The organism is Micromonospora sp. NPDC049257 (assembly GCF_040678915.1).
Lineage (GTDB): Bacteria > Actinomycetota > Actinomycetes > Mycobacteriales > Micromonosporaceae > Micromonospora > Micromonospora antibiotica.
The window spans coordinates 20,178-35,058 of record NZ_JBFAQU010000041.1 but is presented as its reverse complement, the minus strand read 5'-3'; the positions used below and the strand labels follow the sequence as shown (position 1 = coordinate 35,058).

Annotated in this window: 8 protein-coding genes, 5 tRNA genes and 1 pseudogene; 5 read left to right on the top strand and 9 right to left on the bottom strand. The window is 74.6% G+C overall.

The genetic code is table 11. The features are described from left to right. Positions 1–157: 157 nt before the first annotated feature. The 6 genes from AB0K25_RS30710 to AB0K25_RS30685 form a co-directional block, all read right to left on the bottom strand. A tRNA-Val gene (locus AB0K25_RS30710) sits at positions 158–232 on the bottom strand. 9 nt (positions 233–241) lie between these two features. Then, positions 242–314 (bottom strand) — tRNA-Gly (locus tag AB0K25_RS30705). A gap of 147 nt (positions 315–461) precedes the next feature. Beyond that, complete coding sequence (locus AB0K25_RS30700; RefSeq protein WP_363823902.1) at positions 462–2,891, bottom strand: tetratricopeptide repeat protein; 2,430 nt, start codon at positions 2,889–2,891, stop codon at positions 462–464. 225 nt (positions 2,892–3,116) lie between these two features. Next, a tRNA-Val gene (locus AB0K25_RS30695) sits at positions 3,117–3,188 on the bottom strand. Between the two features lie 13 nt (positions 3,189–3,201). Continuing rightward, positions 3,202–3,272: transfer RNA gene (locus tag AB0K25_RS30690), tRNA-Cys, on the bottom strand. A gap of 34 nt (positions 3,273–3,306) precedes the next feature. Continuing rightward, positions 3,307–3,379 (bottom strand) — tRNA-Gly (locus tag AB0K25_RS30685). A 295-nt stretch (positions 3,380–3,674) separates the two neighbouring features. Between AB0K25_RS30685 and AB0K25_RS30680 the strand changes: the two genes are divergently transcribed. Next, positions 3,675–4,274, top strand: coding sequence for a TetR/AcrR family transcriptional regulator (locus tag AB0K25_RS30680; RefSeq protein WP_219468817.1), 600 nt, complete (start codon positions 3,675–3,677; stop codon positions 4,272–4,274). Between the two features lie 119 nt (positions 4,275–4,393). Continuing rightward, a complete protein-coding gene (locus AB0K25_RS30675) occupies positions 4,394–7,324 on the top strand; it encodes a M36 family metallopeptidase (RefSeq protein WP_363823900.1) in 2,931 nt (976 codons plus the stop codon). Positions 7,325–7,373: 49 nt separating this feature from the next. On the opposite strand, the gene AB0K25_RS30670 is transcribed toward AB0K25_RS30675, so the two are convergent. Beyond that, positions 7,374–8,246: a hypothetical protein gene (locus AB0K25_RS30670; RefSeq protein WP_363823898.1), complete on the bottom strand. Its 873-nt coding sequence runs from the start codon at positions 8,244–8,246 to the stop codon at positions 7,374–7,376. A 193-nt stretch (positions 8,247–8,439) separates the two neighbouring features. On the opposite strand from AB0K25_RS30670, the gene AB0K25_RS30665 reads away from it, so the two are divergent. The 3 genes from AB0K25_RS30665 to AB0K25_RS30655 all read left to right on the top strand — a co-directional run bounded on the left by AB0K25_RS30665 (position 8,440) and on the right by AB0K25_RS30655 (position 12,422). Continuing rightward, a complete protein-coding gene (locus AB0K25_RS30665) occupies positions 8,440–9,108 on the top strand; it encodes a 50S ribosomal protein L11 methyltransferase (RefSeq protein WP_357537944.1) in 669 nt (222 codons plus the stop codon). 9 nt (positions 9,109–9,117) lie between these two features. Next, positions 9,118–10,296, top strand: a complete 1,179-nt coding sequence (locus tag AB0K25_RS30660) for a cytochrome P450 (protein ID WP_363823896.1) — start codon at positions 9,118–9,120, stop codon at positions 10,294–10,296. A gap of 635 nt (positions 10,297–10,931) precedes the next feature. Then, positions 10,932–12,422 (top strand): SulP family inorganic anion transporter, encoded by a 1,491-nt coding sequence (locus tag AB0K25_RS30655; RefSeq protein WP_219468810.1) that lies wholly within the window; start codon positions 10,932–10,934, stop codon positions 12,420–12,422. Positions 12,423–12,442: 20 nt separating this feature from the next. Here AB0K25_RS30655 and bioD read toward each other — a convergent pair whose 3' ends face one another. Both bioD and AB0K25_RS30645 read right to left on the bottom strand, forming a co-directional pair. Further along, positions 12,443–13,147, bottom strand: a complete 705-nt coding sequence (bioD, locus tag AB0K25_RS30650) for a dethiobiotin synthase (RefSeq protein ID WP_219470807.1) — start codon at positions 13,145–13,147, stop codon at positions 12,443–12,445. A 224-nt stretch (positions 13,148–13,371) separates the two neighbouring features. After that, positions 13,372–14,505 (bottom strand): annotated as a pseudogene (locus AB0K25_RS30645) (8-amino-7-oxononanoate synthase); the annotation flags it as partial. Between the last annotated feature and the right edge of the window lie 376 nt (positions 14,506–14,881).

Sequence of the window (14,881 nt, the reverse complement as noted above, 5' to 3'; positions counted from 1 at the left end):
CAGACGGTCCAGGTGTCGGCGTACCCCGACCACTACGCCCAGTGGGAAACCCAGGCCGCCGACCTCGTCGCCCAGCACTGGAACAGCTGACCCGCACCCGAACAGCTGACCAACGCGAAAGCCCCGGCTCAGTGGAGCCGGGGCTTTCGTGATTCTCTGGTGGGCGATACTGGGTTTGAACCAGTGACCTCTTCCGTGTCAAGGAAGCGCGCTCCCACTGCGCCAATCGCCCGTGGTCGAGAGCGGACGACGGGATTCGAACCCGCGACCCTCACCTTGGCAAGGTGATGCGCTACCAGCTGCGCTACGTCCGCGTGCCGCCCGGTTTCCCCGGCGACGGGGTGAACTCTACCCGATGGCAAGATCGCCCGCCCCGCCGACCCCGCCCCGGCATGCCGCACGCTCCGGCCATGTCACCCGACGCCACCCCGCGTCCCGCGGGTGTCCTGCGCCGACGGCCCCTACTGCGGGGCCGGTGGACCGGCGAGCCGTTCCCGCACCTGGGCGGCGTCGGGGTGACCGAGCCGGTCGAGCACCTCGAGGGCGTGCCGCCAGGCTACCCGGGCGACGTCGGGCTCGGCGGCGGCCTGCTGGCTGTCGCCGAGGTGCATCAGCGTGACGGCCTCGAAGTACCGCTCGCCGGCCTCCCGCCACAGCGCGAGCGCGTGCCGGTAGCAGTCGATGGCCTCACGGTGCCGGCCGAGGTGGTGGTGCGCGTAGCCGAGGCTGTCCCAGGCGTGCGCCTCCCAGTACCGGTTCCCGGTCTGCTGCTGCTGCGCCAGGGCCCGCCCGCAGTAGTCCAGGGCGCGGGCGTGGTCACCGAGTTGGATGTGGTACCAGCCGATGTTGTTGAGCGCGTTGGCCTGCCCCTGCGCGTGCCCGGCGGCCTCGAAGAGCCGGTGCGCCCGCTGCGCGTGTTCGAGTGCCCGCCGGTGGTCGCCCTGCCGTTCCGCGAGGATGCCGAGGTTCAGCTCGGTCCGGCCGCCGCCGACCCGGTCACCGAGCTCGGCGTACAGGTGCCGGGAGCGTTCCAGGTGGTCGTGGGCCTCGTCGTACGCGCCGAGGCGCAGGCAGGCGACGGCCCGGTTGCGGTGGGCGCGGGCCTGACCGTCGCGGTCGACCGCTGCGGTGGCGGCCCGTAGCGCCACCTCCTGGACGCGGGACTGGTCGGGCCAGGCCCCCACCCGGTCGAGATAGGTGTTGACGCTCCACGCCAACTGCCAGGCGTGGGTCGGCCAGCCGTGTTCGGCCGCCAGATCGATCGCGGCGAGCAGCGCCCGGTGTTCGGCGGCGAGCCACGCCCATGCCTCGTCCCGGTCGGCCGGCTCGACCACCGTCGCCCCGGGTAGCGCCGCCGGCAGGTCGATGTCGTCGCGATGCCGGTGCAGCAGCAGAGCTGCCGCGTAGGCGGTGTGCAGGTAGTGGTCGAGCAGCCGGCCGAGCGCCGCCCGGCGCAGACCGGCGGAGTCGGTCTGCAGGGCCGACTCGACCGCGTACGCCCGGAGCAGGTCGTGCAGGGTGTACCGGCCGGGGGTGTGCTCGGTGAGCAGGTTCGCCCGGGTCAGCACCGCCAGTGGCCGGCGTACCTCGGCCGTCGACAGGGCGGCGAGGCTGGCGGCTGCCGCCACCGACACGTCGGGGCCGGGGTGCGTCCCGAGCGCCCGGAACAGGCCGGCCGCCACCGGGTCCAGACCCCGGTACGACCAGGACAGCACCGCCCGCACGTCACTGCCGGCCTCGCCGCCGCTGAACGCGTCCAGGGCGCCCCGGGTGGCGGTCAGCTCGGCGGCGAGTCGGGCGAGCGGGAAGTCCGGGTGGGTGGCGGCCCGCGCAGCCACGATGGCCAGCGCCAACGGCAGGCCGGCCGCTGCGGCGACGATCCGGTCCACCGCCTGCGGCTCGGCCGCGACCCGCACCGCACCCAGCCGCCGGGACAGCAACTCGCGTCCCTGCGCCGGGGACAGCAGGTCCAGCAACAGTGGACGGGCGCCCTCGGCCGTGACCAGCCCCGGCAGCTGGTTACGGCTGGTCACCAGGACCAGGCAGCCCGGGGAGCTGGGCAACAGCGGACGCACCTGGTCGGCGTCACGGGCATTGTCCAGCAGCACCAGCATCCGCCGGTCGGCGAGCAGGCTGCGGTACAGCGCGGCCTGCGACGCCAGCCCCACCGGGATGCGCTCCGGGGGCACCGCGAGCGCCTCCAGGAACCCGGCCACCGCCTCCGCCGGGGCCAGTGCGGGCGCGTCGGGGTCGTACCCGCGCAGGTTGACGTAGAGCTGCCCGTCGGGGAAACGGTCGGTGACCTGGTGCGCCCAGTGCACGGCGAGGGTCGTCTTGCCCACCCCGGCCGTGCCGCAGATGGTCGAGATGGGCACGGTGCCCGGCGGGCCGGCCGGCTCGGCGAGCAGCGCGGTCAGGGTGGCCAGCGCCGCGGACCGACCCGCGAAGTGCCGGACCGTCGCGGGGAGCTGCCGGGGGACGAATTCAGGGGTCCGCCCGCCCGGTTGCGGTGGCGGGGTCCCGGCGGGTGCCGGTCGGTCCCGGTCGGTGGGGGCGACGGCCCGCCGGCCGTCGGCCCGTGCCGCGTCCGCCGCGCCCCGCAACCGCCAGTAGGCCGTCTCCCACCTGGCCGGGTCGGTCAGGTCGGCGGGCAACCGGGTGCCGGCCTGTTCGGCGTACGCGACGCAGGCGCCCAGGTAGCCGGTGACGAAGTCCCAGTCGGGCAACGACTTGGCGTTGAGCTTGTCGCTGAGGGTGGAGCGGGCCAGTGGCCTGCCCCGCCGGGCGGCGACCGCCACCAGGGTGTTCAATGACGGCCCGCCGGCGAGCTGGCGTAGCCGTCGCAACTCCTCGGCGAACGCGAGCAGCGCCTCCCGACCGGTCTCCCCCACACCACACCCACCCGGCGTCGCGACGTCCCTTGGCAGAGTCGGAGCAAGGATAGACATCGCATCGACGCTGAGCGCTGACCTCCCACGAGCCGGGAGGCCGCCCGGACCGGGTGTCGGCTTCCCCGGCATCCGGCGGGGTGCGGTACGTCCCGGCCGGCGGCAGGGCCGGCGGGGAAAAGCAGTAGGACCACCTTCCGGACGCGGAAGGTGGTCCTACTGACCGTGTGGGCGATACTGGGTTTGAACCAGTGACCTCTTCCGTGTCAAGGAAGCGCGCTCCCACTGCGCCAATCGCCCGTGCTTGTTACCGAGGTGGGGACGGGATTTGAACCCGCGTACACGGCTTTGCAGGCCGTTGCCTCGCCTCTCGGCCACCCCACCGAGGTTGCCCCCGTCGTGCGTGGCGGCAGCTCCGAGCGGACGACGGGATTCGAACCCGCGACCCTCACCTTGGCAAGGTGATGCGCTACCAGCTGCGCTACGTCCGCTTGTCTCCGGGACACACCCGGTGACGGATGGAAACTCTAGCCGAGCGGTCGGACCGATGCCAAATCGGGTCGACGGACGGCGCGTCCGGGGCGGTGGGGTGAGCGCCACCACCACCGCCAGAGCGTCCTAGGAAATTCGACTGGTGGCGGTGCCCCGATCTGTCGCACCGTCACCGAACAGGTCGGGAAGCCATCCGACGCGCCGGAGGGACGCTGTCCGGCTTCCGACTGCCACCTGCCCGATCGGTCGGGTCGGTAACTCCCTGTGGTCGTGTCGATGGGTTACCGTAGCGGCGTGACGAGACGTGCCGCCGCCGATGTCCGCCTGGATTCCCTGCTGCGCACAGCCTGCGACGTGATCGTCGAGCGTGGACTCGCCAACACCCGCACCGCCGACGTGGCCGCCGCCGCCGGGGTCAGCCAGGCCTTGGTCTTCTACCACTTCGCCACCAAGGAACGGCTGCTCGCCCAGGCCTTCGCGTACGCCGTCGAGCAGGAACTGTCCCGACTGGACGCGGTGCTGCGCTCCGCCACCCCGCCGCTGACCAAGCTCCGGCGCATCCTGCGCCTCTACACCCCCACCGGCCGCCCCTGGGCGATGTGGATCGACGGCTGGGCGGAGTCGCTGCGTACCCCCGAGTTGGAAAAGGTCTGCCGCCGGCTGGACCTGCGCTGGCGGCAGGACCTGGCGGCGGTGATCTCGGCCGGGGTGACCGACGGCACCTTCCAGTGCGCCGACCCGGCCGGGGCCGCCTGGCGGATCAACGCGGTGATGGACGGGCTTGCCGTCCAGCTCGCCGTGCACGAGCGGGTGATCTCCCGGCGACAGTTCGGTGAGTGGATCCGGCTGGTCACCGCCCGGGAGCTGGGCCTCGAGCCCGCCCAACTCGTCTGATCCGCGCACCGCGCGCCATTGCCCCCACCCGATCCGCCTGGTATCCACGAATGCGCATGCGTAACCACGCCTGCGCCGGGCCGGCGTCGCGCCGGTCCCCGCTCCCACAAGGAGGTTCCGTGCCCAGACCGGAGTGGACACCCCGAACGAGCCGGCACCGACGCCGGCTCGTTCCCGTACTGGCGACCGCCGCCGTGGTCGCCGCCCTGCTGCCCGGCGGAGGCACCGCCACGGCCGCACCGGGCGACACCGCGGCCCCGGCCCCGGGCCGCTCCGGCTCGTTCGCCGACGACCGCCACCAGGGCGCCGACGTCGACAACCGCACCGGTACGGCCGCACCCGACGCCCGCCAGCGCAGCCTGGCCCGGGCCACCGGCGTCCCGGTGCGGTGGAACCGGCTCGGCACCCCGCACGCCCTCGGCCCGGCCCGGCTCGCCACCGGCCTGCCCGCCGACCCGGAGGCCGCCGCCCGGCGTTACCTCACCCAGCAGCGGGACCTGTTCGGGCTGGACGCCGACGCGGTCGCCGCCCTCGACCGCCTCCTGGTCCGCCCGGTCGGCGACGGCGCGGTGGTCACCCTGCGGCAGCGCTTCGGCGACCTGCCCGCCGGCCACGACGGCCTGGTCACCGTGGCGGTCGCCGACGGCACCGTGCTCTCGGTCAGCTCCTCGCTGTCCCGGGACACCTCCGCCCCCGCCCCGGCCACCCGCACCGCCGCGCAGGCGTACGACGCCGCGCTCGCCGACGCCGGCCTGGACGCCGCCGGGGTGGCCAGCCACCAGGTGCGGCCGGTCGTCGTGCCCACCCCGCTCGACGGCAACCGGACCGCCTACGAGGTGACCCTGATCGGCCGCGACAGCGACCACCCGGCGGCCTTCACCACCTACGTCGACGCGATCAGCGCAAAGGTGCTGCTCCGCGAGGACCTCGTCGACTTCGACTCCGACAACCCGAGCTGGGCGGTCTACCCGGCCACCCCGCCGCAGGACCTCGCCCCCGGGCAGGACCCCCGGGTCCGCTGGTGCGCCAGCCCCGCACCCGACTGTGTCGCCGCCTTCCGCGACCCGGCGAGCGGGCAGCCCTGGGACGTCGACCTGGCCACCGGAGCCCCCACCGGCACCACCCGGGGCAACTCCGCCAACACGGTGGTCTCCTGGGGCGCCGGCAGCCCGCTGGTCAACGCACCCGCCCGCCCGGACCGGCGCTACGAGTACCCGTTCACCGACCAGTGGCACCAGTCCCGCTGCAACCCGGCGGCGTTCACCTCCGCCCAGCGCAACGACGCCGACGCGGCCACCGCCAACCTGTTCGCCATGCACAACCGGATGCACGACTGGGCCTGGCACCTCGGCTTCACCGAGTCCACCTGGAACCTCCAGGCGGTCAACGTCAGCGGTGCCGGCCTGGGCGGTGACGCCGAGCAGGGGCGGGCCCAGCAGGGTGCGCTGAGCGGCAACCGCAACAACGCCAACCAGTCCACCCCGCGCGACGGGCTGCCGCCCACCACCAACATGTACCTGTGGCAGCCGCAGGCCGGTGGGCCGTACCCGCCGTGCGTGGACGGCGACTACGACATGACGGTGATCGGCCACGAGTACACCCACGCCATCACCAACCGGATGATCGCCGGCCCGGACAGCGGGATCAGCGGGCACCAGGGCGGGGCGATGGGTGAGTCGTGGAGTGACCTGCTCGCCGCCGAGTACCTCTACGAGCACGGTCTGCGCGCCCCCGGTGAGACGCCCTTCGTCACCGGCGGCTACGTCACCGGCAACCTGGTCAGCGGCATCCGCAACTACGACCTTAGCCGCAGCCCGCTCAACTACTCCGACGTCGGCTACAACACCGGCGGCCCGGCCGTGCACGCCGACGGGGAGATCTGGGGTGCGACCAACTTCCGCATCCGCGCCGCCCTGGTCAAGAAGTACGGCCTGGGCACCCCGGCGCGGCAGCTCGACTGCGCGCAGGGCCGGGTGGCCGCCGAGAACTGCCCGGGCAACCGGCGCTGGGTGCAGCTGGTCTTCGACTCGTTCCTGCTCCAGGCGGCCAGCCAGGTCAGCATGCTCGACATGCGGGACAACCTGCTCACCGCCGACCGGCTGCGCTTCGGCGGGGCCAACCAGGAGCTGATCTGGGCCGAGTTCGCCCGCTCCGGGATGGGCCGCGACGCCGCCACCGTCGGCGCCGCCGACACCGACCCGACGCCCAGCTTCGCCAGCCCTTCCGGGGGCAACGCCACGCTGACCCTGCGCCCCCGGGGCGACAGCACGGACGCGCCGATCCGGCTCTACGTCGGCGACTACGAGGCGCGGGCCACCCCCGTCGCCGACACCGACCCGGCCACCCCGCTGCCGGCCACCTTCGAGGCCGTCGCCGGGACGTACCAGGTGCTGGCGGTCGCCCCCGGGTTCGGCCACCAGCGGTTGGAGGTGGTCGCCAAGGCCGGCCAGCAGGGGTACGTCGACCTGCGGCTGAGCCGAAACCTGGCGTCCACCACGTCCGGGGCGACGATCACCGGCGACGGGGTGAACCTGGACCGGATCGGCGACGACACCGAGGCCACCAACTGGGCGTCGTTGACCGGGGTCGCCGGTAAGGGGGTCACCGTCACACTGCCCGGCGGCACGCCGCAGCCGGTGCAGCGGGTCAACGTCAGCGCCATGCTCCGCCCGGCGATCACCGGCGACGCCGACCCCGGCGCGCAGAACGCCCTGAGCGCGCTGCGGTCGTTCGCGGTGTCGACCTGCGACGCGAGCACCACCGACTGTGCCGACCCGGCCCGCTGGACCCGGGTCTACACCAGCGCCGACGACGCGTTCCCCGGCGGGAAGTACCGGGCCTACAGCCGGGACATCATCCTGCGGTCGTTCCGGGTGCCGACCACCGTCGCCACCCACGTACGGCTGGAGGTGCTGGCCAGCCAGTGCACCGGCGGCCCGGCGTACGCCGGTGAGCAGGACGACGACCCGGCCACCCAGACCGACTGCGCCACCGCCAGCCCGGCGCGCGACCAGATACGCGTCGCCGAGTTCCAGGTGTTCGGGAAGTGAAACCCGCCGGGGCCGGGTGGTGGCGCCACCCGGCCCCGGCGGCCCCCGATCACCGTCGGACGGTGGTCCACCGGACCGGTCGACGGACCGGGCGGGCATCGCCCTCCACCCCGTCGGCGGCGGTCCGGGTCAGCTGCCGCAGCCGCATCAGCAGGCCGACGCCGAGGAAGAGCAGCAGCCCACCGAGCAGGAAGGCCGCCTGCACCAGACCGAAACCGCCGCTCTGGTTGGCCGAACGGTTCGCCGCGGGCGGTGGCGGCACCTCGGCGAGCGCCTCCTCGGTCGGCTCGGTCTCCTCCGCGGTCGGCTCCAGCACCTCCTCGGTCGGCTCCGGCGACGCGGTGGTCGGCTCGGGTGCCACCGTGGTGGGCGCAGGTGCCGTGCCGACGACCTGCCGGGTGGCGCTCTGCCGGGCGAGCAGCCGCAGGTTCGGGTCGTACGCCTCGGCGGCCAGGGTGATCCGGCCCCGGGTGACGTCCTCGGCGAAGGCCACCCGGTAGGTGGCGGTGACCGTGCGGTCCGGGCAGAGGGTGCCCGGGTCGAGTTGCCGGTCGGTCAGCCGGGCCACCGCCCCCTCGGCCCGGATGTCGAGCGGGAACGAGCCGGTCTCCTCGATCCGGTCCATCTTGACCTGGTCCAGTCGTAGCCCCTGCACCGAGAGCACCATCGACCAGCGGACCTTCACACATCCGCCGTTGCCCTTGCGGGACACCACCGCCGAGACCGTTCGTACCTGGTCACCGGCGGTGAACTCGTCGGGCAGGCCGCTCAGCTCGGTGGCGAAGCGGTCCGCCGCCGATGCCGGTGCCGGCCCGGCGAGCCCTGTCCCCGTGAGGCAGGCCAGCACCGCCCCGACCCGTAGCGCGTTCCGCCACACCATCACCACCGCCTCGTCCTCCCGTCGGTCTTGTCCACTCGCCACGCTATGAGCAGGATGGGGAAGCCGGTAGACGGGCGTGTTCGCGCCGAGCGGCAAGTGCGGGTCGGGTTAACACCGACAGTGGTGAACCGGTCACCCGCGACCCCCGACACGCCGAAAATGGGTGTGGGGAGCACCATCGGCCGGCGGTGAGGGTGCGCCGGGCCGGCCGACGTGCGGCTGACATCCTGGGCGGGTGTCCGAACTCTCCGCCGCCTTCGTCCGGCTGCACGCCCGGCTCGCCCCGGTCGCCTTCGTACCCGAGGTGCTGTTGCACCAGGCCGACGAGCCGATCGGCCTGTGGGAGCTGACCGAGGGCGAGTTCCGCAGCGCCCAGCCGCCGCCGTTCTGGGCCTTCGCCTGGGCCGGTGGGCAGGGGTTGGCCCGGTACGTCACCGACCACCCGGAGGTGGTCGCCGGCCGCCGGGTGCTCGACCTCGCCTCCGGCTCCGGCCTGGTCGCCATCGCCGCCGCGCGGGCCGGCGCGGCGACCGTGCGGGCGGTGGAGATCGACGAGCGGGCCGTCGCCGCCGTCGCCCTCAACGCCGCCGCCAACGGGGTACGCGTCGACGCCGAACTGGCCGACGTCCTCGACGGCAACGCCGGGGACGCGCAGGTGCTGCTCGCCGGGGACGTCTTCTACAGCGAGGCGATGGCCCGTCGGGTGCTGCGCTTCCTGCTGCGGGCCGCCCGCTCCGGCGCCCGGGTGCTGGTCGGCGACCCGGGCCGGGCGTTCCTGCCCCGGGAACGTTTCCACGAGCTGGCCGGCTACGACGTGCCGGTGCCGGAGGCGCTGGAGAGCGTACGGGTGAAGCACACCACGGTGTGGGAGCTGGATCCCGCCCCGCCGGGGGCCGCCCGCTAGCGTGACCGGGTGCTGTTCCGGGGGTGGGAGGGGGCCGTCGACGGGCCCTGGCCGGACGTGGCCACGGTCGTCGACCGGGTCGGCGGCAGCCATCTGGTGGTGACCCGGCACGCGCTGGTCCGGCAGGTGCTCGCCGACGCGGTGACCTGGAGACCCGACAACGCCCTGGACGCGGTGACGCCGATCCCGGTGGCCGCGCTGCGGGTGCTCACCGCGCACCGGTTCCGGTTGCCGCCGACGCTGGCGAACAACGCCGGCCCCAGCCACCCGGAGATCCGGGCGATCGTCGCCGAGGCGCTGCACCCGGACCGGGTGGCCGCCCAACGGCCGTGGTTGACGGCCCTGGTACGGGACCGGGTGGCCGGGATCGCCGCCGACCTGGCCGCCGGTCGGCCGGTCGACCTGCACGCCCGGCTCGCCGCCGACCTGCCGCTGCTGGCACTGGCCCGGCTGGTCGAGCTGCCGGACGCCCCGGTGGGCGCGGTGAAGGACTTCGCGCGGGCGGCCCTGGAGCTGTTCTGGGCCCCGCTGGACGTCGACCGGCAGCAGACCCTCGCCGTCGAGGTGGGCCGCTTCCACGCCGTACTACGGGAGTTCGCCGCCGTCGGTGGCGGGTTGGCGGCCCGGCTGCGTGCCGCCGGGCACTCCCCCGACGTGGTGGTGGGGGCGCTGTTCTTCCTGCTGGTCGCCGGGCAGGAGACCACCAGCCAGTTCCTGACCCTGCTGCTGCACCGGCTCACCGGCGAACCCGGGGTGCGCGCCGGGTTGCGGGCCGGCACCGTCGCGGTCGCCGACGTGGTGGAGGAGGGCCTGCGGCTGGAGCCGCCGATCGTCACCTGGCGACGGGTGGCCGCGACGGACACCACGCTGGGCGGCACACCGGTGCCGGCGGGCAGCTCGATGCTGCTGTGGCTGGCCCGCGCCGGCCGCGACCCGGAGGTGGTGGCCGAGCCGGCCGGGTTCCGTCCCGGGCAGCGCGGGTCACGCCGGCACCTGGCCTTCGGGGCGGGGGCGCACCGCTGCGTCGGCGCGCAGCTGGCCCGGCTGGAAGCGGCGGTGGTGGTCGCCGAGGCCGCACCGCTGCTGGACGCGGTGACGGTGGTCCGTCCACCGTGGTGCCCGGACAACCTCACCTTCCGGATGCCCGACGCCTTCGTGGTCCGCCGCGCCCACACCCGCCCGACCTGAGCCCCGCCCCGGGCCCGCCGCCGGTGCAGGTACGCCGGCCCCGCTGTACGGGTGAACGGGGCAGGTACGCCCGGCCCCGCTGTACGGATTCGCCGACCCTGCTGTGCGGATGAGCAGTCACGGCCTCCCGCCCCACCCGACCCGCCTCGGCCCGGCTCCCGCTCCACGCAGCAGCTCCGCCCGGGGCGGCCCCGACCTGGAACATCTCCGGGGTGGAGCACCTCCGGTCCAAGACACCTCCGGCCCGGACCGACCCCCGCCCGGCACGGATTCGCCGGCACGGATTCGCCGGCACCGGTGTCCCAGTCGGCCCCTTTCGAGCTGATGACGTCCACGCATCACCCTGCCGACCTGCCCAAACAGGCGTAACCGTCACTCACCACAACGGGTTGAACCCACGTGACGCCCAGCGCCACACCAACCCGGGAGGTCAGCGTGCACCCCACCCCAACCCCCCACCACTCCCCCACCCCACCCAAACCCCCGCCCTCCTGGGTTGATCAAGAAGTTTTGGTCAAAACGGAGATCAACGGTGACGCAAAGCTCTTGATCACCGGGGCGAGGCGGGTGGGGTGGGTGGGGTGGGTGGGGTGGGTGGGGTGGGGTGGGCAAGGCGCGTGGAGGGGTGGGGTCAGGTGAGGTGGGCGGCGGTCCGCGGAGACCTGCCGGCGTCGCTGGTGGTGTTCCTGGTGGCGTTGCCGCTGTGTGTGGGGATCGCGGTCGCCTCCGGCGTACCGGTCGAGCTCGGACTGGTCACGGGGGTGGTGGGTGGGCTGGTGGTGGGGGTGATGCCGGGCAGCAGTCTCCAGGTGAGCGGACCGGCCGCCGGGCTGACCGTCCTCGTCGCCGAGGCCGTGGACCGGTACGGGCTGGCCGGCCTCGGCACCATCGTGCTGGTCGCCGGCCTGCTCCAGATCGGGTTGGGGCTGCTACGACTCGGCCGGTGGTTCCGGGCCATCTCGGTGGCCGTGGTGCACGGCATGCTCACCGGTATCGGCCTGCTGCTGATCGCCGGTCAGCTCCACGTCCTGGCCGGCGCCGACACCCCACCGACCGGCCTCGCCGGCTTCACCGGGTTGCCCCACCTGGTCGGGGACCTCACCGGCTCCGGCACGGCACAGGTGTCGCTCGCCGTCGGAGTGGCCACGATCGTGGTCATGCTGCTCTGGGACACCCTGCCCGGCCGGCCGGGCCTGGTCCCCGGGGCGCTGGTCGCCGTCGTCGCGGTCGCCGGGGTGAGCGCCGTCCTGCGGCTACCGGTCGCCACCATCGAGGTGGAGGGCCTGCTCGCGGCGATCCAACCGTCGTTCGGGCACTGGACGGCCCTCACCGACCCGGGGCTACTCGCCACCGTCGTCACGTTCACCCTGGTCGCCTCGGCGGAGAGCCTGTTCAGCGCGGCGGCCGTCGACCGGCTGCACCAGGGGCCGCGCACCGACTTCGACCGGGAACTCGTCGCCCAGGGCACCGGCAACACCGTCTGCGGCCTGCTCGGCGCGTTGCCGATGACCGCCGTCATCGTACGCAGCTCCGCCAACGTCCGGGCCGGGGCGCGGACCAAGGCGTCCCGGGTGCTGCACGGGGTGTGGCTGCTGCTCTTCGTCGCCGCCGTGCCCGGCCTGGTGGGGCTGATTCCGATGCCCGCGCTCGCCGCCGTGCTCGTGCACGCCGGATGCAAGCTGCTGCCGTGGCGGGCCCTGCCCGAGCTGTGGCGGGAGCACCGGGGCGAAGCTGTGGTGCTGGTGGTGACCGCCGTCGCGATCCTCGGCACCGACCTGTTCACCGGCGTGCTCGTCGGCCTCGGCCTGGCCGTGGTCAAGACCGCCTGGGAGACGTCCCACGTCCGGGTCACCGTGCACGACGACGTCGACCCGGTGCACGTGACGATCAGCGGCAACGCCACCTTCCTGCGGCTGCCCACCATCCTGACCACCCTCGACGGGCTGCCCGACGACCGGCGGGTACGGCTGGACCTCGGCGGCCTGCGGCACGTCGACCACGCCTGCCGTACCGCCCTGGATTCCTGGGTCGAGGCGCAGAACCGCGACGCCGCCGTCAGCGTGCAGGTCGTCGCCCCACGGCCGGCGCAGGACGACCAGCCCCGGCCCGTCCCCGCCACCGAGTGAGGGCACCGGCGGCGGACCGCTCAGCCGGCGTCCTCGGCCCAGGTGCGCCAGTCGTCGAGCACCCCGTACAGGTCGGGGGTGAGCCAACCCGGGGCGGACCGGCGGAACACCCCCGGGTCCATCGACCCGGCACCGGTCGGTAGCGCGCCGAGCAGGTTCGGCACCAACTCGGTCAGGTTCGCCCAGTGCACCAGTTGCGGCTCCGCCGGCCAGGCACCGATCACCACCCCGGCGGGCACGGCCCGACGCTCCAACGCCTCCAGGGTGAGCGCGGTGTGGTTGAGGGTGCCGAGCCCGGCCCGGGCCACCACCACCGCCGGAGCGCCCAGCGACACCGCCAGGTCGGCGACCGTCCACGCCTCGCCCGACGGGCGCAGCCCCATCGGCACCAGCAGCCCACCGGCTCCCTCGACGAGCACCAGGTCGTGCTTGTCGACCTCCGCGCGGATCGCATCGACGGCCGTGTACAGCTCCAGCGGCTCCAACTCGGCGACCCGGGCCGCCGCCAGCGGGGCGAGCGGGTCCGGGTAACTCGACAGGGTGCGACCGGTCAGCGGGGCGGCCAGCCGGGTCACCGAGTCGATGTCGCCGGGCTCGCCGGTGGCCGTACCCGTCTGGCCCGGCTTGACCACCGCGACCCGCAGGCCGGCGGCCTGCGCGGCAGCGGTGATCGCCGCCGTCACCACCGTCTTGCCGACCTCGGTGTCGGTCCCGGTGACCAGCACCGCACCCTTCCACCCGCTCACGGCAGAATCTCGGTTCGCGACTGCGGGGCTCGCAAACCCGGCTCACTCCTCGCACTCACGGGCACCACCTCGGTTCGCGACTGCGGGGCTCGCAAACCCGGCTCACTCCTCGCACTCACGGGAACCACCTCAGCTCGCGACTGCGGGGCTCGCAAACCCGGCTCACTCCTCGCGCTCACGGGAACCACCTCAGCTCGCGACTGCGGGGCGCACTCCACGATGGCCTCCAGGGCGTGTTCGAAGTCAGCTCGGGTGACCCCGGCCGAGAGGGTCAGGCGCAACCGGGAGCGGTGGTCCGGGGTGGACGGCGGGCGGAAGCAGCCGACGGCGACGCCCCGGTCCCGGCAGTCGGCCGCCCAGGCGGTGGCGGCCTCCGGGCCGGGGGCGGTCACCGAGACCACCGCGCCGTCGGGGGCGGACACGGTCAGCCCGGCCGCGCCGAGGCGGCGTACCGCGTGCCGGGCCCGGTCGGCCAGCTCGGCCCGCAGGTCGTCGGCGGCCCGGGCCACCGCCACGGCGGCCCGCACCCCGGCGGCGACCGACGGCGGCGGCGCGGTGTCGAAGATGAAGGTACGCCCGGTCTCCACCAGGTGCCGGACGAACTCGGCCGGACCGGCGACCACCCCACCGGCCCCACCGAGCGCCTTGGACAGGGTCGCGGTGACCACCACGTCCGACGCACCGGCGAGCCCGGCGGCGGCCACCGCGCCGGCCCCGGCCGGACCGGTGACACCGAGCGCGTGCGCGTCGTCGACCAGCAGCAACGCACCGTGCTGCCGGGCCACGGCGTGCAACGCGGCCAGCGGGGCGAGGTCACCGTCGACGGAGAAGACCGACTCGGTGACCACCACCGCCGGGCGGCCCGGCGCGGCGGCGAGTGCGGCGGCCACGGCGTCGACGTCGACGTGCGCGGTGACCACCGTCTCCGCGCCGGAGATCCGGCAGCCGTCGATCAGCGAGGCATGGTTGTGGGCGTCCGAGACGAGCAGGGTACGCGGCTGGACCAGGCCCCGGACGGCGGCGAGGTTGGCCAGGTATCCGGAGGAGAAGACGAGTGCCCGGTCGACGCCGAGCCAGTCGGCCAGGTCGTCCTCCAACGCGTGGTGCACGTCGGTGGACCCACGCACCAGCCGGGAACCGGTGGCGCCCAGCCCGTACCCGGCGAGGGCCCGGCCGGCGGCGGCGACCACCTCCGGGTGGGTGGCCAGCCCCAGGTAGTCGTTGCCGGCCAGGTCGATCACCCGGTCGCCGGCGGCGCGGGGGCGCAGGGTGCGGGTGAGTCCCGCCTTCGCCCGCAGTGCGGCGCGGCGGTCCAGGGCCGCCAGCCAGTCCGCCACCGGTCATCGCCTCCGTCCGCCGTTCGACCCGCTCCGCCCGGCCCGTACCGCCCGGCGTGCCGTCCCGCCCGACGCCTGTTGCCGGACGACCGACCCCGCCCGGCTCGTACCGCCGGGCGGGTGGGCGGCGCTGTCGCCGCCGGGCGAAATTACCATCCGCCGGGCCGGCACCGGCGTGGCGGCGGGCCCGCCGCACCGACGTGCGGGGGTGGGGACGGAGCCGGTCGAGGGGGTCGGCGGGGCCGGGACCGGGGCGGCCGGCGGGCAGCGGCTCGGGGTCGGCGGAGCCCGGTCCGGGGCAGCGGCTCGGGGTCGGCGGGGCCCGGTCCGGGGCGGTGGGTGGGCGGCGGCTCGGGCGTTTCCCGGCCCGGGGCGG